Raw genomic sequence first — 26,252 nt, 5'->3', positions numbered from 1 at the left:
GCGTCTATAGGGGCCTGCGCCGGTCGCGGGAGCGGGAAGGATTAAAGCCGCACGGCATGCCGGGATTCGGCTGCCGGTGCAATGAGCGTGATCAATTCGGGCGCACGAACAGTGCTTGCCGAGCGCTGGCTACGGGGAGTTGCCGCAAGTGTCATCGATCCTTGTCACGGGTGCAGCGGGCTTCATCGGCCACCATGTCTGCCTGCAGCTCGCGAAAGCCGGTCATGCCGTCGTCGCGGTGGACTCGTTCACCGAGTACTATGAGCCCGGTCTGAAAGAGGCGCGTTCGGAGCGTCTCAGCAGGCTGACGGGCATCGATGTGCGGCGCCTCGACATTGCCGACCGGGAGACGCTGGGGTCCCTCGTCAGGGAGAGCGGCGTCGAACGCGTGGTGCATCTCGCCGCGCAAGCCGGTGTCCGCTACTCGATCGATCATCCTTTCGCGTACGAGCACGCCAACCTGCTCGGCCATCTCGCGGTGCTCGAGGCCTGTCGCCACGCACCGAACGTGCGCCATCTTGTCTATGCGTCCTCCTCTTCGGTCTACGGCGACCGTCCCGCCTCGGGCTCGGCCTTCACCGAGGCGGATCCCGTCAACCACCCCGTCTCCCTGTACGCGGCGACGAAGCGGGCCGGCGAGCTGATGAGCGACACCTACGCGCATCTCTACGGGTTACCGCAGACGGGACTCCGCTTCTTCACCGTGTACGGCCCCTGGGGACGGCCCGACATGGCGTATTTCTCGTTCACGCGCCGCATCCTGCGTGGCGAGTCGATCGAGATCTACGGCGAAGGCCAGATGAGCCGTGACTTCACCTATATCGACGACATCGTCAGCGGCATTCTCGGCATCCTGGATCGGCCGCCGGAGAACGGCGGTCACCGGATCTTGAACATAGGCGCCAACAAACCCCGCAGCCTCGCCGACTTTGTGGCGGCCATCGAAGCCGCCTGTGGACGCCCTGCCGAGCGCGTGATGCGGCCGATGCAATCCGGCGACGTCACGATGACCTGGGCCGACGTATCCGAGCTTAAGGCCCTGACCGGTTACGCGCCGACGACTGACCTAGAGACCGGCCTCGGTTATTTCGTGACGTGGTATCGCTCGCGCTACAGCGACGACGGCACGGTCCGCTGAAAATTTGCTTCCGACTTTCGCTCAAGCGGGTAGACCGCATCGTGGTCCGGTTCTGCAATCCAGGCTTCATAGATCGTCGTGTCCGTCGTGAGACGGCGCAGCATTTCGGGTCGGCGTCCAAGTTCGCAGGAGGCGCCGCAGCTAAGCTTCTGCCCGACGCTGACCGCATTCCGGTCAGATCAAGCCGATTGATCGAAGCTCCCGCAGCAGACCAGAGACGCGACTGAGCCGTTCAGGATCCTGGGACCTGTTCGTCGAGCACATTTCTCGCATTCGCCAACAGGGCCTCGTGCTGAACCGATGCCGGGCCGGAGTTTGGAACATCTGCGGAGCGCGTTCCGCCTCGCGCTCGCCGCTCCATCGCAGGAGGAGCTCGGCCTAGCGGTGCGCAACTGTCAATCGGCGCCGAATCGGGACCCGGGATCGGCGTCCAAAAGGGGCTCTGACTCACTCCCGCTGATGCCGGCGGCGTTGAGTTTGCGGATATCCACGATGGAGCCGCAGCATGCGCCCCTGCTTCAGGCCGTCGAGCCTCGTACCTGCCGGATTCGTCGTCGATCACCCCGATGTCGGCATTGATCAGATCGGTCTGGACGTGAGGTCCGGATCTACGACGGCGACTTGCCCAGACTGCCGGACCTCTTCACGTCGCATCCAAAGCCGCTACCAGCGCCGTGCCGCCGACCTGCCGCTCGGTGGTCGGCGCGTCGAACTCCAAGTCATGGTGAGACGCTTCTGGTGTGACGCAGCGGCCTGTGTGCGGAAGATCTTCGCCGAGCGCTTCTCCGACGACGTCCTGCCTACCTTCGCGCGGCGCACTTCGCGGCTGGAGCAGATCGTCCATCACCTTGGGCTCGCACTCGGTGGTCGGCCCGGTGCGGGCCTCGCTCAGCGCCTGATGCTGCCCGTCAGCCGAGACACGCTCCTGCGCGTGATCCGCCGTCGGGCGACTACACACTCCGATCCGCTCAGCGTCATCGGCATCGACGACTTCGTCTGGCGGCGCAACCACCGCTACGGCACCCTCGTCTGCAATCTCGAGCGCCGCCGCATCGTAGCGCTCCTGCCGGACCGCGAGCAGGCCACCGCACAGACTTGGCTGAAGATGAACGGCTCGATCCAGATCGTCGCCCGCGACCGCGGGGGCGGATATGGCGAGGCCATCGCCCGCGCTCTGCCTCAGGCCATCCAGGTCGCCGACCGGTGGCACCTCATGGAGAACGCCAGCCGTGGCTTCCTCGATGCAGTGCGCAGATCGATGCGACAGGTTCACGAGGTCGTCGGCGCAGCCACGATCGATCCGGCGCTGCTCACTGCAGCTGAGCGCATCCAGTACGAGGGTTACCTGCGGCGGGAGGAGGCGGACGCAGCCATCCGCTCGCTCGCCGAGGCGGGGCGTTCCGATCCGCCGGATCTGCCAACGTCTTGGCCACAGCCGTAGGGTGGTGCGTGCGGTCCTGCGTGGAGAGCGCACCGACGTCTTCCGGGTCCGCCAGAGTTCGCTCGATGCCTATTTGCCCTGGCTCGATGCCGAGTGGGATGCTGGCAGCCGCAACGCAACCGAGCTTTGGCGCAGGGCGAAGGGCCAAGGCTTCCGAGGATCGCTGCGCGTGGTCGGGGAATGGGCAACGCGGCGCCGACGCGCGGAGCAGGCCAAGATCGAACGGCTGCAGCGTGTGCCGTCGGCACGAACCCTGGCGCGATGGCTGACGACAGGTCGTGACCGCTTGACCAAGGCGGAGACGCTGACGGTGGCCGCCGTCGAGGACGGTGTGCCGGCGCTGGTCGAGGCGCGCGAGGTGGTGGGCGCGTTCCAGACGATGGTCCGGGCGATGGCGCCGGACAAGCTCGAAGGGTGGCTCTCGCGTGCTGGCCCAGGCCTCGTCGCCTCGTTCGCCCGCGGTGTCGGTCAGGACCGAGCTGCGGTTCTGGCAGCGATCACGCTGCCATGGTCGAACGGCCAGACAGAGGGGCAGATCACCAAACTCAAGCTGGTCAAGCGCCAGATGTACGGCCGTGGCAAGGTTGACCTTCTGCAAGCTCGCCTGATCGGCCTCACCTCCTGATGATCAGCGAAAGTGCGCCAGAGCCCTTTTTCCATGCCGATCCTCACCCAGGGTGCACTCCATCACCATCGTGGCAGCTGATAAGGACGGCAGCACGACGGATTGCCGACGTTCACTGCACGGATCTTCTGTCGATGTGGCCGCCGTTGATGTATGCCTGGGTGGGAAACTGCGATCCGCTTCTCTCTGCATGCCCCTGCGTTTGCACGCGCGGCACTCCAGAAGGCCGGCCCTCGATGGAACACTGCGGACGCCAATGGGGATTAGACGGTCGGTGCGGCGGGATCAGATCAGAATGCAGCGTGCCAGGGTGCAATGCTTTCGAGATGCACGCGACTGACGTTCGAATAAGTTCCGAGAATGAAATCGCCACTTGCATTAACCGAGCAAGGAATAGCTGCCTCGACGCCATTCACCGTCGCCCGCACGAGCGCGTAGTGCGTGAAGGCCGGTCGGTATGGAACAGGCAAGCTGAAGAGAGCTTTTCCGGACGATGGCGATACCTTGATGAGGATCGCGCCTGCCATGGAAACGCTGCCGAGCCTTGACTTCGTATACGTCGGCGGTTGGAAGCTCCCGTCGACGCTGCTCGCCGGGATCGCGTTGGCGATGAGACCGGTCACCAGGCGGGGTCGACCACGCGTGCCGATGCCGTTGTCGCGCACACCGATCGAGAACGCGGCGGTATCCTGCGACGTGATCTCCCCGATGTATGTGTTGACCGCCTGTGCAGTGATATTGAGGCCGATATCCGTAATGGAACGGCGCGCGCCACTGCTCAGCTCGACCTGCTCGATGTTGACGTTGACGGCGTTGCCTACGCGGATCACGTCCGACGCCATCGTATCCCCGAAGATCGAGAACACGTTGCGCCCGATGAGGCTGACGCCCACGACTTGGCCCACGTCTCCCATTATGTCCAGGAGAGCGTGATTGACGCTGCCCGTCGATCCGCTCTCATTTCCGAGCTCGGCGTTCGCCCCCAGGATGATGTAGTTCCGGCCCGCGTGAAGAACGATCGCGCCGAGCCCGCCGATGTTCGGGGCTTCGAAGTACTGAATGCTCGCCGCACCGCCCGCCGCATCGATCGGCGTCATGTCGATGATATTCCGGGCGACGCTTGAGTTGCGGAAGACGCAGGAGCGCCAGACGTTGCTATCCCCGCAGCCAACCGCCTGGAATCCATCGAGGAAGGTGCAGTTGTCAAAGACGGAATTGGCGAAGTTGCCCTGTGCGTTAACGGCCGGATCGTTGATGCTCGCGAACGAGTAGTCGTTGCCCTGATGAAGGTAGACGTTCCTCATCATAAGCTTTCCGACATTCGTCCTGTTGGGCGTCCGGAGGTGGATGGAATGTTTCCCGCGCTTCGTGCCGGACTGGCCTGGGTAGATCAGGAGGTCGGACAAGGTGAGGAACTCGGAGGCTCCATTGGCCGGTGGCGTAATCTCAAGGATCGAGTGCGCAGGACCAACACCGCCGAGGGGTGTGATAATGGTCCGGTTGTTGCCCTCGCCCTCTATCGAGGTGCCATTGCTTACAACGCAGGCCGTCGCAGTCGAGGGGTTCACACCGTACAGGCCGGCCGCGAGGCGGAGCCGCTTGCCGCTCTGCCAACAGGCGCTCAGGGCCGCGTTAAGCCCGGCCGTCTGATCGCTACCATCGCCGGTCAGGCCGAACTTGCGTCCAGTTACAAACTCCTCGCGCAGGTCGCCGACATAGGCAGGCGCCAAGCCCACGAAGCGCGGCTCCGCCCGCGCGTCGTGCGCCGCGAGGAGCGCGCCTGCACCTGCTGCGGCGATCGAGGTGGCGACATGACGGCGGGTCGGATCTGGAGTCATGAGTGTCCTTGTATCTGTCTCGAGTGCGGCGTCACGACCGCCGGAGACAGAGTCAGCGGCGGCCTGCGGGCCCACCTGCGTAGCATGCGAACAATGCGAGTCGGAGCTCGACAGTAGACATCGCGGGGCGGCGGTTAGGCCTTCATGTCTGAAAGGCCGCGAAGCTTTTAGAGCACGGATTGGGGATCAAAAGCTTGACCGTTGATCAGAGCTTGCAACTCCTTATCGCGCCGCGCTCGCCGTTTTGCCGGAAGGTGATGGCCTGTATCGCTGAGGCCGCGCTACACAATCGCGTAGCTCAACAGATTGTAGATCCCTGGACCCATGAGTCGTTGCGTGCGGCCAACCCGCTTTGCAAGGTTCCGACGTTGCGACTGGCCAACGGGACTGCACTGATCGATTCCGCGGTGATCATCCAATATATCCAGGATTGGTCGGGTTCCGCGCTGACCCCTCAGGGCAAGGAGCAATAGGACGTCCTTTGCTGCGAGGCGCTAGCCGACGGCCTCGCCGATGCGGTCATACGCAGGTTCGTGGAGCGGACTGGCTCAGAGAGTAAGCGAGCTTCAAAGGTTGTTCGACGCCAGGAACAGGCCAAGCCATAGATGCAGCCCTGGAGCGCTTCGAACGGACGTCAGGCTGGATGGACTTGCCCGTCGATGTCGGTCACATAGCCCTGGCATGTGCGATCGATTACCTCAATCGGCGCTCCCCCGAACTAGAGTGGTGCCGCAACCGGCCCTTGCTCGCGAAGTGATTTTATGATTTCCGTACGCGCCCCTCGTTCATGATCGCCAGTTCGTCAGGCCTCGAGCAATTTGGCTCGACCGCCTAAGGATGACGTCGCAGCCGGTTTCGCGGCACACGTGGGAGCGAGCTGGAAGTCGCAAATCTTGGGATAGAAGCTCCGGTTGCCCAGCGAGGATACTTGTAGTGAAGGTTGCAGTTCTAGGCGTTTCCGGCATGCTCGGAAGTGCCGCGTTTCACATACTCTCGGAGCGGTTTCCCGGCGAAGTCTGCGGTACGGCGCGCTCGTCGGCGATCCGCCGGCTCTTCCCACCGGAGGCAGCGAAGAACATCGCTATCGGTCTCGACGTACAGGATTTCGATGCCCTGGCGGGATTTTTGCGCGATACTCGACCATCGATCATACTGAATTGCATCGGTGTCGTGAAGCAACTCGCCTCCGCCGATGATCCGCTGACCGCGATACCGCTCAATGCTCTTCTGCCCCATCGGTTGGCTCGCCTGGCTGACCTCATCGGGGCACGGCTGATCCATATCAGCACGGACTGTGTGTTCACCGGCGAGAACGGTAGCTACGTAGAGGACGACCGCCCTGATGCGAAGGACCTGTACGGGCGCTCGAAACTTCTGGGCGAGGTCGACTACAAGAACGCAATCACGCTTCGGACCTCCATCATCGGGCATGAACTCGGTAGCCACAACGGCCTCGTTGAGTGGTTCCTCGCGCAGCATGGGCATGTCAAAGGGTACCGGAAGGCAATTTTCTCCGGCCTTACCACCGATGAGCTTGTGCGGGTCATCGTAGATTACGTGATTCCGGTTCCCGACTTGCACGGCGTGTACCACGTCAGCGTCGACCCGATCAGCAAGTACGATTTGCTCTCGATGGTCAAAGACGTCTATGGTCGGACGACAGACATTGAGGCCGACGACAGTGTCGTCATCGATCGGTCGCTGAATTCGAGCAAGTTTCGCTCCGCTGTGGGATATGCTCCTCCTCCCTGGCCAGATCTCATCAGGCGTATGCGCGCTCTCGACAAATCGTTCTTCTCACAGGTGCGGTAATGTTCGCTGGCAAAACGCTCCTCATCACCGGCGGCACTGGCTCGTTCGGCAACGCCGTCGTCCAGCGGTTCTTGGCGACGGACATCGGACAGATCCGCATCTTCAGCCGGGACGAGAAAAAACAGGAGGACATGCGCCTACTGCTCCGAGACCCGCGCGTACGGTTCTTCATCGGGGATGTCCGCGAGTACGGATCGATCGTTCAGGCGACGAAGGGCGTGGACTACATCTTCCATGCTGCCGCACTCAAGCAGGTTCCCTCTTGTGAGTTCTACCCGATGGAGGCGGTTCGAACGAACATCCTTGGTGCCGAGAATGCACTCAACGCTGCCGTACAAAATGGGGTTGAGCGCATGGTTGTGCTCTCCACCGACAAGGCAGTTTATCCTATCAATGCGATGGGTCTCAGCAAAGCCATGATGGAGAAGCTGACAATCGCCAAATCGCGGATGCTGAACAGAAACGATACGATTCTCTGCGCGACCCGCTACGGCAACGTGATGGCCTCCCGCGGATCTGTCATACCACTATTCGTAAATCAGATTAAAGAAGGAAAAGACATTACTATCACTGATCCCATGATGACACGTTTCCTGATGTCGCTTGAAGATTCGGTTGATCTGGTGCTCTTCGCCTATCAGCATGGCAGCCAAGGAGATATTTTTGTTCAGAAGGCCCCGGCCTGTACCGTGGCGGATTTGGCGGAAGCGTTAAGGACGGTCTTCAAGGCGCGCAACGAGATAAAGATAATCGGCACGCGCCATGGCGAGAAACTGTTCGAATCTCTGGTCTCACGCGAGGAAATGGCGCGTGCGGATGATATGGAGGGCTTCTATCGTATTCCGGCCGACGATCGGGACCTAAATTATTCGAAATTCTTTACGGCCGGCGAGACCGCTATCAGTGCGGCAGAAGACTACACATCACACAATACCACTCGTCTTGATCAGAAGCAGGTCGTGGATTTGCTGTTGAGCTTGGATTACATTCAGCGCGAAATGAAGGCATATGAGCGGTGAGTAAGCTGGGCTGATCCGACCGGCTGGTTTTTGGACCGCGCCGACTTGGAGGACCTGCTTGGACCGGTGGAGTCGACGATGAGGCGAGATCAGTAAACGAGCGCGGAGCAGGTTGTCCTCAAGCTGCGACAGATCGAGGTGCAGACGGCTCAAGGCAGGAGCTTGGCGCTGGCAAGCAAGGAGGCCGGGATCTCGGAGCAGTGCTCTAACCGCTGGCGCGAGGAGCCCAGCGGCCTGCATATTGACCCGAGCCAGGAATATGGGGTTTTGAGCGCGAGAACGCGCGGCTGTGTCGTCTCCTGGCTTGATCTGTCCCCGGGCAGTAGGTTCTGGCGGTCGTCGCCTCGAGACCCGACGGGCAGCGCCAGCAGAGCTTATAGCCTTCGAGCGATGCCAGCGGGCGATTGCGGGAGTCCGAGCGAAGTGCAGCGATGGACGAACCTTAACTGTCAAGGCTTTGTTCAGGTCGAGTTACGCGTTAATCATCACGCTATACGCGCCAGACTATTATTGTCTTCCGCGGGGCATTCTTGTTCTGTTGAATTCTGTGCGCCAGCTTAGATCTAGGTATGTCACTCTATATTTTCCTGTTGCCAGACTATACCTAACTGGATTGCTTCCGCTGGATTGCCTTCGCACAAAGCGTTTGAAGGCAGTGGATCAACCACGACGGATCTCGCTCTTATCACAGAATCGGATCCAATCGTCGCACCGCCATTTATAACCGATTCTGTGCCGAGCCATACTCTGCTTCCTATGTGTATTTCTTTATTGATTTTCGTGATCCTGGTCCTTGATTCGATTTCAAAAATTGGATTTATATCGAGCGTCGAGATCTCAACACGTAGTTCTGCAATACAGGATTCGCCTATATGTAGAGATCCTCCATTCCGTAAATCGATCTGAAGATCTGCATCACATTTGAAGCCGCGACCTATCGTGATCTTCCCGCCGCCGCAACGGATTTGAGCATATTCAAGGACGCAATCGGGACCAATCAGAATTTCAGATCCCTCGCCTGAGATGGTCAGAGCGTAGGTTCCGCCAGAGCGAAAAACCACAAGGCTGTTCGTCGGCATGTTTTTATTCGACGGCGGGATAATCGCAGGCATCGGCTGCCATTCGGGGGCGAGGACAGCATTTTGATGCTCTGTCCACCAGTCTGGAACATCTCTGCGATATACCAATCCTGCCAAATCAACGCCCTTTACTTGTGCTCGAGCAAATGAAATATCCTGCAAGGTTTCTGCGACCATTGCTTGACTCCGGCTAAAAACGCGACTGATGTAACTTTTTATTGCTCGAATGATAAAGCCCTCACTGACTGTACTGTGGAACAATCACTCAGAAATCCGTCTAAGTGGCTCAAGACTTCGATGGTGAAGGTAGATGTGTCCCGATGCGACGCCTCTGACCTGACTCATGGTGATGAAACCAAAAAAAATTCTTATTAACATAATGGCTTCCGCGCCCTCATTTGAATGCAAAGAGTTTTTAGATCTTGCTCATTGTGCCAATGTGGCTCAGACAGTAGCTCTGGAGGTACTTCATTTGGAACCGACATTCGATTAAAAATCTCGATGGCGAAACCGGCTTCGATTGTGAATTGTTTTAGTTGAAAAGGCGTGATTTTGTTTAGGCCCGAGCCATTACGACCAGTTGAGAAGAATCTATTCTTAAATACAGTGCAAAACTCTTCCGCATATAGCAAATGAGCCCACGGGCGTGCACGCTTGAAGAAAGGGCACGCAGTGCAATCCTCCGGCGTTTTAGACCGTTCATCTTCCTCTCCCCAGGCCCATGGACCAGAAGCCGCTGCCTGGGATCTGAATTCTTCTGACGTGGCGCATTTTGCTTCGGTTTCCCAGCATCTCGGGCCATAATACCCGGCGCCATCTGTGCCGTATGTAACAATAAATCCGTCGTGGGCTCCAGATGGTTGATAGTAATTGTCGTGGGACGTAAAGAAAAAGCCGCCGGGCTTTATCATGTCTCGGAGAACGTAGAGCGCCTGTGGTAGGTCAAGGACATGCTCCGTAACCGAAAACGCAACGACTAGATCGAATGGAGGTTCTGTTGCGCCCTTTTTCCTTCGTTCCTCGGCAAAATCTTGAATTGTACCTTTAAAAGTGTTTAAACCAGGTACTTTACTCATATGCTTATCGATAAACGGTGTGAGTAAATCCGGATCAAGAACAGTGACAGATCCGGCGCCGAGTTCCAACAGTATCAGTGCTAGTGAACCGTTCCACCCTCCGAAATCCAGTATGTGAGCGCCTTGAATGGTGTCTTCCGGAAGTAATCCTTCGGCGATGAATTGGCGAAGCACGAGTCCAAGATTCTCGTGATTCTTGCTGAAGCGCGCATCGTTTCTGAGGGCTTCCGGTATAATCGAGATCTCAGACGGATGATTCAATTTTACACCCTTTGGTCAGTGACGCGCCTTTCGCGGTTGCGGAATGCGCTTGAGATTTAGTCTCGCGGAGCTGCGGTTTCGATTAATAAAGTTGGGAGGCACGCGTCGGCATCATAAGACGTCTTTCGTGGCATGAGTCGGCCATATATCGAGGCAGCAATGAGCCTGACCGCAGCCGTGGAGGCCCCCAGATCTTGATCTGGCCAAAAGGCAAGCTCCGGGTCTCATTCTGCGGCCTAGCGGACCGCTGCCAAGACGGCTTCTCAGGCATCCGCCGCGCCAGGGCTGGATGAGACGACACTCATCGTACTGCCACTGTCATATCCCAATCTTGCTCCTCGCTCCAGCCGACGGCAAGAACCAGTTCGCGTTCAGGCGCTCGTCGTCCAGGCAGCCGTTGATCGACTCGACCATCGCGTTGCCAGCCGGCTTACCAGGTTGCCAGAAGTGCAGCGTAACGGCATTCTCGGACGAACCTAGGCCGGTTATCGACCTGAATCGCATGCGGGGCTCCGGGCAGGAGGCGCAGAATGGCGGCGCCATTCACGGCCTGCTCGTCTTTAGCGCTCTGGTGACCTCAATCGCCAGAGCCTCGCGCGTGAATGCATCCACGCCTCTCAGGGCGCGCAGTCGGCGCGAAGAGCGCGTCGGAAATAAATTCCTTAGACCAGCGCTCGTTCGGCCGCAGCACGACGGGCTGACGCTCGTAGTTTGGCGCACTGACGTGCCGGCGCATCCGCTTGAGCCGCAGGCTCAAGCCCTCGTCCCGGTAGAAGCGGCAAGCCCATTTATGGCTCATCCGCCAGCCCTCTCAGCGTAGGATGTGGTAGATCCGGAAGTGGCCGTAGCGTAGCCGGCTCTTGGCCAGATCCCAGATGCGCATCCGCAGCGTTGCCGCCGACGTCCGACTAGAGCCGTTCCCGATCGGGTTGCACCGTTCGAGAACATGGGCGCCCCCGGCCGCGACAGCGGCGGCGTGCCCCCTCTCCCGCGTGGGAGAGGAGACTCGCGCTCCGTCCGGCACGTCCATCGTTCCCGTCCCAACCCGATCGGTAACGGCTCTAGTGGACGCCGCGCGCTACTTGATCACCCCGTGCGCTTCCTGAACCTGATGCATGAGTTCGCGTCGCCAAGCGGACATCAGATTTTTTTTGCGAGCACGTCCTACAGAGTGTGCTTGTCGAGGCTGAGATCGGCCACGAGCTGCTTGAGCTTGCCGCTCAACTACTCAGCTGTCGTATAGCCCGCAGCTCGCCGTGCGCAGACCGCCGTAGAGCTTGTTTCAGCGGTAAAATATCTGCTCGCAGATGCCCGTCGATCGCAGTATCTCCGCAGCCGGCAGTCTAGTCTCGAAGTGCGTTGGCGCGAAGGCGATCTTCTAATCGGTAAAAATGCTCTTTTTCACTGTTTGCTCTTCTCGTTAAGGCCTCATAAAACGAGAAGAAGCGTATTCACGCGGGGCCAAGGCGACGGGGGTGCGTCAAAAGCAGGTTGCTTTGGCAGTTTTTATCACAAAGGAGGCGCAGCTGGCTCATTTCACTCCACGGTGACGGATTTGGCGAGGTTTCTGGGCTGGTCGACGTCTTTGCCCATGATCACGGCGGTGTGGTAGGCGAGCAGCTGGATCGGCACCGCGTACACGATCGGCGCCACGGTCGGCTCCAGCGCCGGCATCGTCACCGTCGCCAGCGTCTCCAGCCCGTGCTCGGCCGCGCCCTTGGCGTCCCCGATCAGCACGATCCGCCCGCCGCGCGCGGCCACCTCCTGCATGTTCGACACCGTCTTCTCGAACACCCCGTCGTGCGGCGCGATCACGATCACCGGCACGTCCGCGTCGATCAGCGCGATCGGCCCGTGCTTCAGCTCGCCCGCCGCGTAGCCCTCCGCGTGGATGTAGCTGATCTCCTTCAGCTTCAGCGCACCCTCCAGCGCCATCGGGTAGCTCGTCCCCCGGCCCAGATACAGAACGTCGCGCGCCTTCGCGACCTCGCGCGCCAGCCCCTCGATCGCGCCCTCGTGGCTCAGCGCCTCCGCCATCAGGCCCGGCACCCGGATCAGCGCCTCCACCAGCCGCGCCTCGCCCGACGCGTCCAGCGTGCCCCGCGCCCGCCCCGCCGCGATCGCCAGGCACAACAGAACCGTCAGCTGGCACGAGAACGCCTTCGTCGAGGCCACCCCGATCTCCGGACCCGCCAGCGTCGGCATCACCACCGACGATTCCCGCGCGATCGTCGAGCTCGGCACGTTGACCACGCTCAAGGTGTGCTGGCCCTGGCTCCTGGCGTAGCGCAGCGAGGCCAGCGTGTCGGCGGTCTCGCCCGATTGCGAGATCACCAGCGTCAGCCCGTCCCGCTCCAGCGGCGCCTCGCGGTAGCGCGCCTCGGAGGCGACGTCGATCTCCACCGGCAGCCGCGCCAGCTGCTCGAACCAGTAGCGCGCCACCAGGCCGGCATAGTACGCCGTGCCGCAGGCGGTGATGTACACCCGGCTGAGCCGGGCGAAGTCGAACGGCAGCGCCTCGGGCAGCACCACCCGGCTGCTGGCCAGGTCGACGTAGTGGGCGAGCGTCCGGCCGACCACCTCGGGCTGCTCATGGATCTCCTTGGCCATGAAGTGGCGATAGGCGCCCTTGTCGATCCGGTAGGCCTGGGTGGCGATCGTCTGGCGCGGGCGCTGGACGACCGCCCCGGACGCATCGCGGATCTCGGCGCCGTCGCGGGCGAGGATCGCCCAGTCGCCCTCGTCGAGATAGGTGATCGCGTCGGTGAAGGGGGCCAGCGCCAGGGCGTCGGAGCCGAGATACATCGCGCCCGCGCCGAAGCCGATCGCCAGCGGCGCGCCGTGGCGGGCGCCGATCAGCAGGTTGTCCTCACCGGCGAACAGGAAGGCGAGCGCGAAGGCGCCGCGCAGCCGCGGCAGGGCGGCTTCGACCGCCGCCACCGGCCCGAGGCCCCGGTCGATGGCGCGGCTGACCAGCTGGGCGACGACCTCGGTGTCGGTCTCGGTCTCGAACACGACGCCGTCGGCCTCGAGCTCCTGCTTCAGCGCGCGGAAGTTCTCGATGATGCCGTTGTGCACGACCGCGAGGTTGTGGGTGGCGTGGGGATGGGCGTTGGTCTCGTTGGGCCGGCCGTGGGTGGCCCAGCGGGTGTGGCCGATGCCGATCGTGCCGGTGAGCGGCTCCTGCGCGAGCCTGGCCTCGAGGTTGGCGAGCTTGCCGGCGGCGCGGCGGCGCGCCAGATGGCCGTGCTCCAGGGTGGCCAGCCCGGCGGAGTCGTAGCCGCGGTATTCGAGCCGGCGCAGGGCCTCGATCACCTGCCCCGCCACCGCGTCGCGCCCGACGATGCCGACGATGCCGCACATGCTTGTGTCTCCTGCTCTTATACCAGCACCCGTGGTGCTGAGCGCTTTCGATGGAAGGATCCGGCCGCGGCTGAAGCGCTCGGGCGCGAACGAGCAGCAAGGGGCTCCGGCTCCTTTCTTTAGGAAGGCCAGATCGAGATTGTACCTATCACTACGCTTCAGAGCCAGCGCCCGCTGTCGCAGGAGTGTCATAATCGAGGGTGTCCTGATTGCTCTGGATTTCGGCTCTGCTATCACTACTTTGGCAGGTTAAGGTCAGGGTGAGTGGCTGACGACGACATCACAATGTGGGCGGCGCCACGTTGGGGACCTGTCGAACCAGCCGAGGACGGTTTGTTGGACCGCCAGCATCGTGGGACGAGGGGGCGGATAGCCGATTCTTTTTTCCGCCCTGCCGCATCAAGATGACCGGACTGAAGGAAGGCGTAAACCATCATCGCCATCAGCGCGCACTTGCGGCGCGAACTCGGTCGATCTCGAGGAATGCGATTTGTGACTTGGTCGGTGCGCGGCGCAGATGCTCCGGCACACCGGGCCGTGCCATTCGGTCGAGATTACCCGTCCAGACTTCGGGCAAGAACAGCCTCAGCCCCATGGCGAGGGGCGCCTCACCACGCGCCAGCGTGAGCGAGACCAGCGTCCGGCAGGTGGCGTTTTTGCCGAGCGTGGTGGCGTATTGTGGCGCGATCCCGACTGAGTCCCGCCCTTCTTGGGCAGAGTCGTGTCGTCGACCACCATGATCGCATCCGGAGCGCCGACAGGCGATCGGCATCGGCAACGAGCGCCTGCTCCAGAGGCTGCATCCCAGATCTCGGCGCCGATGAATTCACGCAACCTATCGTAGGAGCCGCCCTCGGCGTGCGCCATCATAGGCTGGACTCTCTTGCGCTCTCCCAGCCCGATCAAGCCGGCGACATAGAGCGGACCCATCGCACGACGCGCCACGTGGGACAACGCCGTCAGGAACGTCTGGCGCCAGCGGGACAGCTCTGCTTGCCCGTCACCTTCTGCTGCCATCGCGACCGTCCGCGCAGGATCCACCTACCGCGCGAAGCAACCTCGTTCCACCAACCTGCCAAAATAGTGCTAGTGTCAATACGTGCTGCTTCGAGAATGGTTTGGCGCTAGGGCTGCTTCGACAATCTGGGTCATTCTCCCATTCTTCGCCATCTCGTATGCGCACCCGTGGCCGCCGTAGCCGACGTCCTCGACCTGCACGTTCGAGAACGCTGCTAAGCGGTCGGCATGCTGGCCATCGTCGGAGCACGCGGCGTCATACAGGATGTGCGTGCGCTGGGGGCCGCCGGTCGCTTGGTACAAGTCGCGTAGGTCCGCATGCGGGTACCCGACGTTGTTGATCTCGGACGTCTTCTGAGGCCAGCGGCGATCGCCGATGCTCTTCAGGAATGCGCCGTCGACACTGGTCTGTGGCGCGATCGCGATCGCAAGGTCGGCCCTGGTGATGGCCCCGAGCAGCATCGTACCAAACCCGCCCATCGAGGATCCGATAAAGATTAGGCGCTGTGCGCCCAGGCGCGCCTTCGTCTCAATGATGCGCGCGGCAGTCTGATCAACGGAGTGGCTGAAGCCGAGAATCGGCCCGAGATACCAGTGCTGGAAGCAATCGATCAGAAACAGGCGATGGCATCGCGAGGATCGCAGGAAGTAGCGCCACTCAAAGGCATCGGGCTTGGGTGGTGCACCGAGGGCGTTACCGAGGCTCGTTAAGCCAACAACTAGGTCTTCGCCCTCTCCCCCCTCGTCGAGCGCAAAATCGCATCGCGTCGCCAGCAACTTGTTCTCCTCGGCTTTATGACAGCATGCGCACGCTGCTAGCGTAGCTATATTACTTTTAGAATGGCAGCTGGCCGGCTGAGTGATAGCGTCGCGTGTCAGCACCGGGCTCGCAAGCGTCCCAGACAAAGATCGCCTACCATGTAGAAGTCCCGGAACAATGACGCCGCTGGCGGGCCGACCAACGTGATCCAAGCTTTGCATAACACAAGCAGGGAGCGTCCGATCTCACCAGCGCGGGGGCCAAGCCGACGATTGCTGGGTAATCGGAGCACCATATGCGCTGTCCGCTCGCCGCAAGCCGGCGTGCTCGTTCTTAGGCGGTGGCCGCCTTCGATCTGCCTCGGCCCCTGTGTTATCAGCGCTGTTCGCCCTGCGGCTTATGGGACCGATCAACATGCGCGCTATGATGCTCGCCGTCACACTGCTACTCCTGCCCGTACCTGCCTCGGCGCTGTGCCGATGCACCTGCGTGAAGGGCGTCATGACGCCCGTCTGCCAGCCGACGGACCTTATGGTGCCAATCTGCCAAGGCTTCTGCGAGACCCAGATCCGGCCCGAGCGGGTGATCACGCCTTTAGCGGGCGGCAAGCAGGTATTCGATCCGGCTCAGTCGACAAACCCATCCCCCGGAGGCCTGGAGGCGCCGGTTATAGACCTCAACAGCAATCCGAACGGGACGCAGTTGGGCCTGCCAAGCCAATTTTCCGGCAGCGTGGGCTCAAGCCTTTCGGCTGGCGGACGATGACCTACGGAAAAGCGCGCGCTGGCGGACCGGGCGGGCCACCTCGAAATTCGGTCTCCAGCGACGGTAACAGTCGGAATTTGGCGGCCTGATCTCCAAGTTCTGACGCAAGTCGCCCGCAGTTGCTGCGGGCGATAAATCTTCAATATGACATCGGGTGTTCACTCGCTGAATTGGGCTACCCGACTCCGAATTTTGTATAAGCGGCCTTGCAGCCCCATGTATCGTCATCTTCGCGGGCGGCCTCACCAAACCTTGCTCTCCCGATTTACGGTCTGGCTTCAGCCGACAGACCTACATTCTCGTGAACGTCACCGCGGCTTCCACGGGAATATCAGCATGCCCCCTTTCGGAGAATGCAGAATCAAATCGATTGAAAACTTCGATCGCTTCTTGAGGTAGAGACAGCGAGGACTTCAGTCCGCCATAAGATTCCAGCGATTGGATGGCTATCTTTGTGAACTGCGTATTGCCGCTATAGAGCGGCAGCAGGCCAACCGTGCAGTCAAATTTCCGAGCAATTTCCTCCAGATAAGAGCGCGGAAACACCCACTTATCATCCAAGTTTTCCCAATTTACATAATCACCTTGTTTACCGTGATGCGTGCGAGCTTCAATGTCTCTGATAATCCCGCGAATATGGTTCGCCGCCGGATGGTACCTTTCGACGACATGCATAACGGGCAGGCGTAGCACCTCTTCCATAGCGAGGCGCAGAATAGCGTGTCCGACTTCCATGGGTTCGATGAAGATCGCGGTGCCACCAGGCTTCAGCGCTGACAAGGCCGTTGAAATTGTAAGCGACGGATCAATCATGTGATGCAGGGCCGCTCCTCCGACGACTAAATCAGCAGAACTCGGCGACCACAACGTCGTATCCTGCCCATCGACGACGACAGCTTGTACGCGGGCACCGACCCCCTCCTTATCTGCTTCTCGAAGCAAAATTCGGAGTATGCTCTCAGACAGGTCTGAAGCTACAACGTTACAGCGTTGAAAATCTTTTAGGAGCGGTATTACAGTGTTGCCGAAACCGCTAGCCACGTCAATGACGACGGCGCCATCCATTGAGATTTTCTTGTCTTGAATGATCTTTCTAACTGCCCAGTAGGGGTGCTCGTAATTGATAAACCGCTCAAAATCCTGCTCAGCATTAGCGAGATAGCGTTCAGAGATGCCGATCAATGCTGGCGGATTCTCTAAGTGGAAGAGCCCCCGGGTTATAGAGTCTTCAATAACATTTTGACGGACGACGCCTTGAATCATATTGTCCACCCCAAGGTTAATACGGGCGTGTTTTTCGCACAACGCGGATTGAAATGCATCCTCAAACGAAGAAGCGCCACGTGACGGCCCCGGCAGGGCTGAGGGTGTCATGGAAGGAACGGCGGAGCTTCGCAACCGGCGCGCCACCGTAGGGCTAGAGCCGTGCACGAAGCAGGCGGCCGCGTCGTGGCGGGACGCTCCCTCCGCCATCGCGGCGACGATGCGCTCGCGTACATCGATCGGCGGGGCTGACGGTATCGAAGCCTCCTCGGCCCATCAACGCCTCACGCCAAACCATGTTGCAGATCGGTCGGGCGCAGCCCGAGTCGGAGCCGACTGCGCTTGTCAAAGCTCGGTGCGGAGATAAGATCGTCGCCCCGCTGATCAGGCCAACGACGATCATAGGTGGCCTCGTTCGTGCCGAGTTTATGTTTTGGCTCAATCAGCGGCGGGGTCGGAGGATATGTTGGAAAAAACCTGTGACGTCAAAGTCAGCTCTCGCACAATTGCAAGTGTACGAGAGGCGTTATCAGCCAATGAGGGCGCCCTGGGACTTTCAGAAGCTCTCAACATTAAAAACTTTTACGACAAATCAGCCGATTTGGGCAATGAGTGGATGGAAAGCGGTAACATCCTTATTTCTGCTGAACCAGATTTGCGTCTTAATATCGTTGCTCATCCCGGTGGGGCTGTGCCGAGGTGCGCGACAATAATAGTTGGCAAAAATCAGATACCACCCGGCGTTATAATGGTGTGGGGATACGGGGCCATAGTCGTCCTGGGTGATGAAGTATGCCTGCCGACAAGCGGATTATACTGCGGAGGAAGGTCTTCTATTTTGATCGAGGGGCACATTTCGTGCGCGGGTGAGGCTCGGCTGAACGCGCGGAATGGGGGAAGCATCGAGATCGGAAAAAGCGGCCTATGGTCGAACAAGGTGTACATGTCGACGGACGACATGCACGCGATCCTGGACCAAAAGACAGGCAAGCGCATCAATCCATACGGCGGTCGTATCTCTATAAAGCAGCATGTTTGGCTCGGGCTAGAGACGATGGTACTCGGCGGAGCTCAGGTTGGGGTCGATTGCGTGATTGGTGCACGATCGGTAGTAAAAGGATCGATCCCAGATGGATCAATCGCTGCTGGTTCTCCGGCAAGAGTCATCCGCCAGGGAGTGACATGGTCACAAGATGATATTATTCCAGAAGTCGTATGACGTTGTTTGAGATTGTATCAGAGTGTTTTGTAAAAGATTCGGTGTGCAGATTCTGGTCGGCGGCATGTCATCTCGCGCTTTCTATCACGGACTAATTACGGCGCCGGAATAGGGCGTTCAGCGATCGATGTCATTGGCCACAATGTGGCCCGCACCTGGTTTGACCGGACAGGTGGTATAGCTTGCGAAGGGCTAGGTGTATGGTCCCGGGATGAGGTGTGACGGGTCGATCCTGAAGCGATTAGGCTCTTTCGTCCAGGCGTTCAGGATGAACTCGGTGGGTGTCAGGCCCCGCAGGGTCTTGAGCCGACGAGCGTGATTGTAGGCATCGACGAACAGGTGCAGATGCGTTCGAAGCTGGTCGTGGCTGTCGTAGTGGTAGCGCTTGACCGTCGCATCCTTGATGGTGCGGTTCATCCGCTCGACCTGCCCGTTGGTCCAAGGATGGTTCACCTTGGTCAGCCGATGCTCGATGTTGTGCTCGTCGCAGACGCGGTCGAAGATGTGCTTACTATCGTAGATGTCCTGTCGACGTGATGTGAACTGAACGCCGTTATCTGTGAGCACGGTGTGGATGCGGTAAGGCACCGCCTCAATGAAGTCGCGCAGAAACTGGGCGGCCTCCATCTTGCCGGCGCTCTCCACGAGCCGCACGAAGGCAAATTTGCTGGTTCGATCGATGGCTACGAACAGCCTGGGCTTACCTTCGGCCGTGCTCACCTCGGCGATGTCGATGTGGACGTAGCCAATGGCGTAGGTCGCAAAGCGCTGCTTCTTGGGTTTGTCGCCTTCGATCTCGGGTAGTCGGCTGATGCAGTGCCGTTCCAGGCAGCGATGCAGCGAGGATCGCGTCAGGTGCGGGATCGTCGGCTGCAAGCCATAGAGGCAGTCGTCAAGCGGCAGCAGGGTATGCCGGCGGAAGGCGACAATGATCGCTTCCTCCTCGACGGTGAGCACGGTGGAGCGCGGTTCCTTGGGGCCCATCCGGGCATCCGCTGTGCTCGTCCGTTTGCGCCACTTCTGCACCGTCGTCGGGCTGACGCCGTAGCGCTTGGCCAGCGCTCTTACGCTCTCTTCACGTAGCTGGATCGCGCGACGGACTGCCTCCGTCGTGGTGGCGCTTCCATGAAGAACCTGGCCCATAGCGCATCCCTCGCAGCATGGTGGTCAACCGTACCACCACACCGCGGGATCAAACAGCTAGGGTCTTTCGTCGCCTGAACGATTTGGCAGAGCCCGCGCTGTGTCCGTCCTAACCGAGGAGGGACGATGCCAGGCGACAGGCAATAGGCTGTTCTGGAACCGCTGGTTGAGGCTTGCCGACCGAGGGCGAAGACGCCGCCGCAGGACCTGCGACGCACGCTCTCGGCCATCCTGTGGCGGCAGCAGAACGGTGCCAAGTTCCGCGCGATCCCGCAGGAGCTGGGACCCCGGGTCTCCGGTCCAGACGAAGGGCTTCGGATCCCCGCTGCTCTCGGCGATGAAGCGCTTATGACGACCTGAATTTCGACGAGAGAGCCAAACAGGGCCCGCCGCAACCCGCGTTTCGTGAACTGGGCGAAGAAGCCCTCGACGGCGTTAAACCAGGAGGCGGAGGTGGGCGTGAAGTGGACGGTGAGGCCACGGGTGTCGGTCGAGCCAGGCGCGGACCTTCGGGTGCCTGTGAACGGCGCAGTTGTCCTAGATCGCGTGGACGACCTTTCCGGACGGGGTAGCGAGCGTTGCTCAACGTTGCGCCCAATTTTCGACAAGGCACAAGTGCACAGAGCCCGGCGAAATCGCTGTTGACAGCGGCAGGGTGATTGCAGCCAATCACTTCGATGGCCGCTCGAGCGGCGCCCTTTAAACACGGCCGCGTTGCAAGCAGATGGCGCCACAGGATCGGTTGTGTGTTCGTGTATTTTTAAAACTTGCTGCCCGTCGCCACACACTACGATCGCGGGGCTTGCCACAACTCGGCTGCTGTCGCACTCGCCGCTGACGTCGTTGCGAGAACCTCAACCAGGCCCCCATTCGGACCACACCCGGCCCACACCTTAAAAGCATGCCTATCAGCATCAGACGAAAGAGCCCGAACGCTTCAGGGACGAATCGTCGAACCGGAACCCGGAGCTTCACATGTACGCATACGAAAATACAAAGACTTTGCAGCGCGGATGAATGATGACAGCACAGCAGCCCTTGCGCTAGGCAAGCAGCTAAGCGTGACGAGCGACTCTCAAACAAAACCTGGCGTGGCTGCTTCTCAAAGTCAAGCGGCTGGGCAGTAGGCAATTGGGTCAGGATAGGTCGAGTGACGTCGCACTTTCGACTTCCTTAGGCTAAATGAATGGTGACCAAATGGCTCGTATTTTAAACTGCTCAAGCGACGTGATCCACCAACGTGCATCGGAGATGATTGAACAAGTTGGTGTCGTGCTCGATATCGGCTGCGGCGTTCGTTCGCAGCAGTTTGTCCTACCCAAATTTCTTATCTGTGTTGAGCCTTTCCATGAATATAGAGGCATCCTCAAGCGCAATTTCAAAGATTGCGATTGCGTCATAATTCCCACGGACGCACTCACTGCTTTGGAGGCTATGCCCAATCAATCTGTCGATACCGTGTTCCTGTTGGACGTCATCGAACATATAACGCGAGATGAGGGCCTTCGCGTTATTTCCGAGTGCGAGAGGGTCGCCAGAGCCCAGATTGTCGTCTACACGCCTCTAGGCTACATGCCGCAGGAAATAAAAGATGGCGAGAAGGACGCGTGGAATCTGAACGGCGGTAGTTTCCAGCAGCACAAATCAGGTTGGACCCCCGAAGATTTTCCAGAGTATGACATCTTAGTTTGCGAAGATTTGCATAAAAGCGATTTCAAAGGACAAGCCATGGATGATGCATTTGGAGGATTCTACGCGATCAGACGGCAACCGACTTCAATCTTTAATTCCACCGCGGATTGCTCGACGTATGGGAATATTATGCGGCCTGCCGTATATGGCTTGAAAGAAGTCGTGAAAGAAGTGGCGCGTATCAATAGTCGAAGGGCGCTGCTGGAAGCTGCGATTAAGAGCTGCCAATATACAACAGAAAGACTTATATCTTCGACCGATGGCCTGCCACTCGAGACCCTTTACACCGAAGTAGAAACATGGAGAGACCAAAAACGAGCAGAGCTCAAAAATATTATCGACGCGCATTACAGTACAGTTGAGCAAGATCGGAGCGAGAGTGCGACCGATCTGATCAACTATGACGCGCTGGAGGCTGCTCTGCGCGAGCGCGAGTCGCGGCTAACTGAAAGAGAAGCGCAGTTAAGCGGGCACGAGCGCAATCTGAGCAGCTGGGAGAAGGACATTCGCAAGCGGGAGGCTTGGATCGCTGAGAAGAATATTCAGTTCAGCGGACATGAAAGCAATTTGAAGAATTGGGAGAATGATGTTCGCAGGCGGGAGGCTTGGATCGCTGAGAAGGATATTCAGTTCAGCGGACATGAAAGCAATTTGAAGAATTGGGAGAATGATGTTCGCAGGCGGGAGGCCTGGATTGTTGAGAAGGAGGCTCAGCTTGCAGGTCACGAGAATAATTTGAGTAATTGGGAAACCGATATCCGCCGCCGCGAAGATATATTGTCTCAAACATATTCACGGAAAGAGTGAAATTGCGCGTGACGGCTTTCTTGATCTTTTGAGCAAAACCAAATGTGCCGGGAATCTATAGGGTTATGAGAGTCTTGCAAGTAAACGGCTACGAGCTGCCAGGGATGCGTTTCAATGGACTAACATTGGCTCCATTGTTGAGGGGCCATGGAATCGATTCGACCCACATGATTTGGAAGAGAGATACTTCGGACCCTGTCATAAGAAGTTTTTCCGCTCCATATACTTCTGAGATAAATGCGCTTTACGCGAAAATTGAAAACATCACGTCGATGCAATCTGTTCTGTACCAGAATGGAGAACAGATCCTTCGCGATCAGAGTTTTGCCGAAGCTGATCTCGTGCACTTGCATTTGATCCATACGGGATATTTGAATCTCCTCGATCTCAGGATGATCACTCAAGCCAAACCAACTGTTTGGACTATCCACGATCCTTGGGCATTCACAGGACATTGCGTTTACCCACTCGAGTGCGAGCGATGGAAAATCGGATGCGGACACTGCCCTGATCTTGATATTAATTTTCCGATGCGTTATGATAATACGGACATCATGTTTGATTACAAGAAATTTGCTTACTCGCAAGCGAATTTTGAAGTGATAGTTGCGTCCGAGTGGATGAAATTGATGGCGGAGGCGTCTCCTCTTTTTGAAAACGTTCATGTTCACAAGGTCCCGTTCGGGTTGGATCTGGAATTTTTCGCACGCTCAGCGGGTGCTGAGATACGACGCGCCCACGAGATCGCTGATGATGAAATCGTGCTGTGTTTCCGCGCGCAAGAAGAATTTAAAGGGCTCGAATATATTAGAAAAGCATTACGGCAACTTCAGACGACAGCTAAGATTTGCCTGCTCACCGTTGGCAACATCGGACTTTTAAACGAGTTCGCGGACAAATATCGGTTGGTTGAATTTGGCTGGGTGAACGACCCTGCGCTCCTCCGTGACATCATGGACGCTTGTGACATCTTCCTTATGCCATCGATCGCTGAGGCATTCGGCGTTATGGCGATCGAGGCAATGGCCTGTTCCAAACCGGTGATATGCTTCGAAGGCACCTCGCTGCCTGAAGTTACTAATGCGCCCGAAATCGGCGTCGCTGTTCCCATGAAGGATCATCATGGCTTATCACGTGCGATATCGTTCCTGATCAACAATGAGGACGAGCGGCAAAAGCGTGGAATAAAAGGGCTTGAATTTGCGAAGCGGAACTACGACGAACGCCAGCATGCCATCCGTATGGCCTCGTTGTATCGTGGAGTCTTAAGCAGGGCTGGTCAGCGGCGTCGGAATTTTTCGCAAGTTGATAATGCCAGGGTTTCATCATGAAAACATTGTTGCTGACTGATATACCTCCGAGTCACAGTTATACAGCCGGATTAGTCACCGCGCAGATGTGTCGCGCGTTGAATCCGGGCGAGCTCGTTGCCTTCGTGATAATAAATAAAGATCTGCAGCCGACGCCTACAGCGGATTTGCGTGAACTTCAAATTTCATTCGCTTTGAAGCCGAACGAGCAAGCGATCAAAAGTCTCGGTGGCCGCGATTTTGGAGAGTTTGCCTCGTTTCTCCATGAGGCTCGTAATCGCTATAGCCGAACGCCTGAGCTCATTGACGAAGCTGTAAACTTCGGTCTGAAGCATGGCGTCGACCAAGTCTGGGCAATCCTTCAAGGTCAGACGATGGTCCGAGTATCCCGGCGCGTCGCGATTAAGCTGAATGTGCCGCTTAAAACCCAGATTTGGGACCCGCTATCTTGGTGGCATCAAGCGCGTGGTGTGGACCGGATAAACCGGCTGTTAGATAACATTGAATGGAAGAAGACGCTGAGAGCAAGTCGGATCGTTGCGTCCGCCTCGCCTGCGATGTCCGAACATATCACGCGTCTCCACGGTACACCGAGCATCCCTGTCATCGCCGCGGTGGAAAAAGAACACTCCTTCGAGCCGCTGGGAGGTTTTGTCTCCAGCGACAACTTTGTCATTGGCATGGCGGGGCAATTCTACGCGGCAGAGAGTTGGGTTGCGCTTTGTGACGCGTTAGATAAGTGTGATTGGAAGATTAGCGGACGTCGAGTTTTGCTCAAGATAATGGGAGCATCTCCGCCGCCGAATCAGATTGCAGCTGCGAATTACGAGCATCTCGGCTGGATGGAGCAGTCAGATGTAATCCGCGTCCTGTCACAAAGTTGTGATATATGTTATTGTCCATATCCCTTTGGGGCGGGGATGGAAGAGGTGTCCCGATTAAGCTTTCCCTCTAAAATCGTCATTTATCTCGCTTCGGGGCGGCCCATTCTCTTCCATGGCCCGGAATACTCGTCTCCAATTTCGTACATCTCTCAAAATGGAGTGGGCCTCTGCTGCACTTCGACGAGGCTTGATGACATAACCTCTGCTCTATCAAATTTCGTTGATCCACGGCTGTACGGGCAATTCTGCGGTGCTGCTCGAGCCGCTTTTCTTCGAGATTTCACGACAGAACAGCAGCGCTCCGTCGTTCGCGAGTTTCTTAGCTTAGATAACGAGCCGGCTTCGGGCGCCAACCAAAATGCGAAAAAGAGCTACAGGCGAATTAGGTCGAGTGAGCGTAATAGACGTCATCTGGTTGCCGATGCGTTTGACTCTTGGTTCTATTTTGACAAATCGAAACAGTTGCTGTCTCCTGCGCAAGACATGCTAAGTCATTACTTAAATTTTGGCTGGAAGAACAATTGTGATCCGAATCACTGGTTTTCAGTCAAATTTTATTTGGATTCGAATCCTGATGTTCGAGAACGGAACATCGAACCATTCTCTCATTATCTCGAACATGGATGGCGAGAGGGGCGACGGCCTAACCCGTGGTTTGATCCCACCTACTATCTTGAGCGCTACCATGATGTCCGTGATGCCGGGAAGGAGCCGTTCCTACATTACCTGAGGTACGGTCAATATGAGAACCGGAATCCTACGCCTTGGTTTTCTACAAAATATTATCGCGCCTTGCTTGGTCTCGGAGGGTCGGTTCGACTGGATCCTTTAATGCATTACTGTATTCAGGGTTGGCGGTCGGGATTAGATCCGAGCCCGTGGTTTTCCGCTGTCTGGTATCTCAACCGATATTCGGAAGCTCGAGAGCAAGATATTGAGCCGTGGCTTCATTATGCCACTCGCGGAAGCCTTCGGTCCGACGACCCGACGTCATGGTTCTCGGTCGCCTTTTATCGTGCAAACAACCAACATGTGCCGCAAGATGGGATAGGGCCCTTTGTCCATTATCTTAGCGTCGGTTGGCGCGAGGGGAGGGATCCAAATGGATTTTTCTCTACTCGTCATTATTTGAATTCGCTCGAACATTCAGACTTGGATGACTTCGAGCCTTGCTCACATTACTTTGCGGATGGTTGGAAGCAAGGGCTAGATCCGAATGAGTGGTTCTCGACAAAGTATTATCTCAGCAACAATTCCGACGTTGTTGCTTTAGGACGGGAGCCGTTTAGCCACTACTTATCTGAAGGGTGGCTAAACGGTAGGGATCCGAACGATTGGTTCTCGACGAAGTTTTACCTAGCATGCAATCCTGACTTAGTGTCTGCAAGACAGGAACCCGTCACCCATTATCTATCGGTAGGGCGGTCGCTCGGTCAGCCGACAAATGCGCGGGGAATTAGTTTTAGAGATCGGTGTACAACTTTGGCGGAAGGCATCCTCATAAATGCGGTCAATCTGACTCAGGAGCGGATCAGGGAGCAGGATTCACATGCGACGCGGCGAAAGGCTTTGTATTTCGAGTTGATTCACTCCTTGAATGGGGCTGTTCATAAATGGTTGGAGGCGGTTTATCGGGAGTCGGAAGAGGAGAGACATTAGGTTATAGGTTCGCCGCCTATGTTACGATCGAGCTGTTTCAATCCTTTATCTTCTCGGGGGTGAGTCGTTCGTCAGGATCTA

Annotated in this window: 16 protein-coding genes and 5 pseudogenes; 11 read left to right on the top strand and 10 right to left on the bottom strand. The window is 58.1% G+C overall.

Translation table 11 applies throughout. The annotated features are described in order from the left end of the window. Positions 1–115 precede the first annotated feature (115 nt). Together ABIE45_RS17155 and ABIE45_RS17150 are read left to right on the top strand one after the other, a co-directional pair. On the top strand, positions 116–1,138 hold the full coding sequence (locus ABIE45_RS17155) for an SDR family NAD(P)-dependent oxidoreductase (RefSeq protein ID WP_373622414.1): 1,023 nt from the start codon (positions 116–118) through the stop codon (positions 1,136–1,138). A gap of 505 nt (positions 1,139–1,643) precedes the next feature. Next, positions 1,644–3,204, top strand: a pseudogene (locus ABIE45_RS17150) (ISL3 family transposase). A 290-nt stretch (positions 3,205–3,494) separates the two neighbouring features. On the opposite strand, the gene ABIE45_RS17145 reads toward ABIE45_RS17150, so the two are convergent. Beyond that, positions 3,495–5,042, bottom strand: coding sequence for a hypothetical protein (locus ABIE45_RS17145; protein WP_192709973.1), 1,548 nt, complete (start codon positions 5,040–5,042; stop codon positions 3,495–3,497). A gap of 194 nt (positions 5,043–5,236) precedes the next feature. Between ABIE45_RS17145 and ABIE45_RS17140 the strand changes: the two genes are divergently transcribed. From ABIE45_RS17140 to ABIE45_RS17130, 3 genes are all read left to right on the top strand, one after another. Continuing rightward, positions 5,237–5,515, top strand: coding sequence for a glutathione S-transferase N-terminal domain-containing protein (locus tag ABIE45_RS17140; RefSeq protein WP_192709972.1), 279 nt, complete (start codon positions 5,237–5,239; stop codon positions 5,513–5,515). 460 nt (positions 5,516–5,975) lie between these two features. Continuing rightward, the gene (locus tag ABIE45_RS17135) at positions 5,976–6,854 is read left to right on the top strand and encodes an SDR family oxidoreductase (RefSeq protein WP_192709971.1); all 879 of its coding nucleotides are present in this window, start codon (positions 5,976–5,978) and stop codon (positions 6,852–6,854) included. Next, a complete protein-coding gene (locus ABIE45_RS17130; protein ID WP_192709970.1) occupies positions 6,854–7,873 on the top strand; it encodes a polysaccharide biosynthesis protein in 1,020 nt (339 codons plus the stop codon). Before ABIE45_RS17135 ends, ABIE45_RS17130 begins: the two co-directional genes overlap by 1 nt. Positions 7,874–8,445: 572 nt before the next feature. On the opposite strand, the gene ABIE45_RS17125 is transcribed toward ABIE45_RS17130, so the two are convergent. From ABIE45_RS17125 to ABIE45_RS17100, 6 genes and pseudogenes are all read right to left on the bottom strand, one after another. Next, positions 8,446–9,129 carry a hypothetical protein gene (locus ABIE45_RS17125; protein WP_192709969.1) on the bottom strand — a complete coding sequence of 228 codons (684 nt, stop codon included), beginning with the start codon at positions 9,127–9,129 and terminating at the stop codon, positions 8,446–8,448. A gap of 194 nt (positions 9,130–9,323) precedes the next feature. Then, positions 9,324–10,202: a class I SAM-dependent methyltransferase gene (locus tag ABIE45_RS17120; protein ID WP_192709968.1), complete on the bottom strand. Its 879-nt coding sequence runs from the start codon at positions 10,200–10,202 to the stop codon at positions 9,324–9,326. A 414-nt stretch (positions 10,203–10,616) separates the two neighbouring features. Further along, positions 10,617–11,664, bottom strand: a pseudogene (locus ABIE45_RS17115) (integrase core domain-containing protein); the annotation flags it as partial. Between the two features lie 161 nt (positions 11,665–11,825). Further along, entirely contained in the window at positions 11,826–13,652 is a 1,827-nt protein-coding gene (gene glmS / locus ABIE45_RS17110; RefSeq protein WP_373622412.1) for a glutamine--fructose-6-phosphate transaminase (isomerizing), read from the bottom strand. A 442-nt stretch (positions 13,653–14,094) separates the two neighbouring features. After that, positions 14,095–14,582, bottom strand: a pseudogene (locus ABIE45_RS17105) (transposase). Between the two features lie 162 nt (positions 14,583–14,744). Continuing rightward, a complete protein-coding gene (locus tag ABIE45_RS17100) occupies positions 14,745–15,446 on the bottom strand; it encodes a hypothetical protein (protein WP_192711773.1) in 702 nt (233 codons plus the stop codon). Between the two features lie 406 nt (positions 15,447–15,852). Here ABIE45_RS17100 and ABIE45_RS17095 point away from each other — a divergent pair, with 406 nt between their 5' ends. Further along, a complete protein-coding gene (locus tag ABIE45_RS17095; protein WP_373622410.1) occupies positions 15,853–16,194 on the top strand; it encodes a hypothetical protein in 342 nt (113 codons plus the stop codon). A 291-nt stretch (positions 16,195–16,485) separates the two neighbouring features. Here ABIE45_RS17095 and ABIE45_RS17090 read toward each other — a convergent pair whose 3' ends face one another. Next, on the bottom strand, positions 16,486–17,568 hold the full coding sequence (locus ABIE45_RS17090) for a class I SAM-dependent methyltransferase (RefSeq protein WP_192711775.1): 1,083 nt from the start codon (positions 17,566–17,568) through the stop codon (positions 16,486–16,488). A 352-nt stretch (positions 17,569–17,920) separates the two neighbouring features. Between ABIE45_RS17090 and ABIE45_RS17085 the strand changes: the two genes are divergently transcribed. Then, positions 17,921–18,676, top strand: a complete 756-nt coding sequence (locus ABIE45_RS17085; RefSeq protein WP_192711776.1) for a hypothetical protein — start codon at positions 17,921–17,923, stop codon at positions 18,674–18,676. 192 nt (positions 18,677–18,868) lie between these two features. Here ABIE45_RS17085 and ABIE45_RS17080 read toward each other — a convergent pair whose 3' ends face one another. Further along, on the bottom strand, positions 18,869–19,819 hold the full coding sequence (locus ABIE45_RS17080; RefSeq protein ID WP_373622409.1) for an IS481 family transposase: 951 nt from the start codon (positions 19,817–19,819) through the stop codon (positions 18,869–18,871). A gap of 153 nt (positions 19,820–19,972) precedes the next feature. Between ABIE45_RS17080 and ABIE45_RS17075 the strand changes: the two are divergent. Beyond that, positions 19,973–20,107: pseudogene (locus ABIE45_RS17075) on the top strand (IS5/IS1182 family transposase); the annotation flags it as partial. Here ABIE45_RS17075 and ABIE45_RS17070 read toward each other — a convergent pair. Next, a pseudogene (locus ABIE45_RS17070) lies at positions 20,108–20,386 on the bottom strand (transposase); the annotation flags it as partial. Between the two features lie 630 nt (positions 20,387–21,016). On the opposite strand from ABIE45_RS17070, the gene ABIE45_RS17065 reads away from it, so the two are divergent. From ABIE45_RS17065 to ABIE45_RS17055, 3 genes are all read left to right on the top strand, one after another. Then, on the top strand, positions 21,017–22,318 hold the full coding sequence (locus ABIE45_RS17065; protein ID WP_192710238.1) for a methyltransferase domain-containing protein: 1,302 nt from the start codon (positions 21,017–21,019) through the stop codon (positions 22,316–22,318). Between the two features lie 104 nt (positions 22,319–22,422). After that, on the top strand, positions 22,423–23,649 hold the full coding sequence (locus ABIE45_RS17060) for a glycosyltransferase (RefSeq protein WP_209578408.1): 1,227 nt from the start codon (positions 22,423–22,425) through the stop codon (positions 23,647–23,649). Continuing rightward, positions 23,646–26,171: a hypothetical protein gene (locus ABIE45_RS17055; RefSeq protein ID WP_192710240.1), complete on the top strand. Its 2,526-nt coding sequence runs from the start codon at positions 23,646–23,648 to the stop codon at positions 26,169–26,171. The genes ABIE45_RS17060 and ABIE45_RS17055 overlap by 4 nt, the downstream gene beginning before the upstream one ends. The last annotated feature ends 81 nt before the right edge of the window (positions 26,172–26,252 follow it).

The organism is Methylobacterium sp. OAE515 (genome assembly GCF_041806315.1).
GTDB lineage: Bacteria > Pseudomonadota > Alphaproteobacteria > Rhizobiales > Beijerinckiaceae > Methylobacterium > Methylobacterium tardum.
The sequence above is the reverse complement of the archived record's forward strand: the minus strand, read 5'-3'. Positions and strand labels throughout refer to the sequence as shown.

What these genes read in the sequence shown, in the direction of transcription:
- ABIE45_RS17145 (WP_192709973.1), bottom strand. Translation starts at nt 5,042, where the DNA reads ATGACTCCAGATCCGACCCGCCGTCATGTCGCCACCTCGATCGCCGCA.
- ABIE45_RS17130 (WP_192709970.1), top strand. Translation starts at nt 6,854, where the DNA reads ATGTTCGCTGGCAAAACGCTCCTCATCACCGGCGGCACTGGCTCGTTC.
- ABIE45_RS17125 (WP_192709969.1), bottom strand. Translation starts at nt 9,129, where the DNA reads ATGGTCGCAGAAACCTTGCAGGATATTTCATTTGCTCGAGCACAAGTA.
- glmS (WP_373622412.1), bottom strand. Translation starts at nt 13,652, where the DNA reads ATGTGCGGCATCGTCGGCATCGTCGGGCGCGACGCGGTGGCGGGGCAG.
- ABIE45_RS17095 (WP_373622410.1), top strand. Translation starts at nt 15,853, where the DNA reads ATGATGCTCGCCGTCACACTGCTACTCCTGCCCGTACCTGCCTCGGCG.
- ABIE45_RS17090 (WP_192711775.1), bottom strand. Translation starts at nt 17,568, where the DNA reads ATGACACCCTCAGCCCTGCCGGGGCCGTCACGTGGCGCTTCTTCGTTT.
- ABIE45_RS17085 (WP_192711776.1), top strand. Translation starts at nt 17,921, where the DNA reads ATGTTGGAAAAAACCTGTGACGTCAAAGTCAGCTCTCGCACAATTGCA.
- ABIE45_RS17080 (WP_373622409.1), bottom strand. Translation starts at nt 19,819, where the DNA reads ATGGGCCAGGTTCTTCATGGAAGCGCCACCACGACGGAGGCAGTCCGT.
- ABIE45_RS17065 (WP_192710238.1), top strand. Translation starts at nt 21,017, where the DNA reads ATGGCTCGTATTTTAAACTGCTCAAGCGACGTGATCCACCAACGTGCA.
- ABIE45_RS17060 (WP_209578408.1), top strand. Translation starts at nt 22,423, where the DNA reads ATGCGTTTCAATGGACTAACATTGGCTCCATTGTTGAGGGGCCATGGA.
- ABIE45_RS17055 (WP_192710240.1), top strand. Translation starts at nt 23,646, where the DNA reads ATGAAAACATTGTTGCTGACTGATATACCTCCGAGTCACAGTTATACA.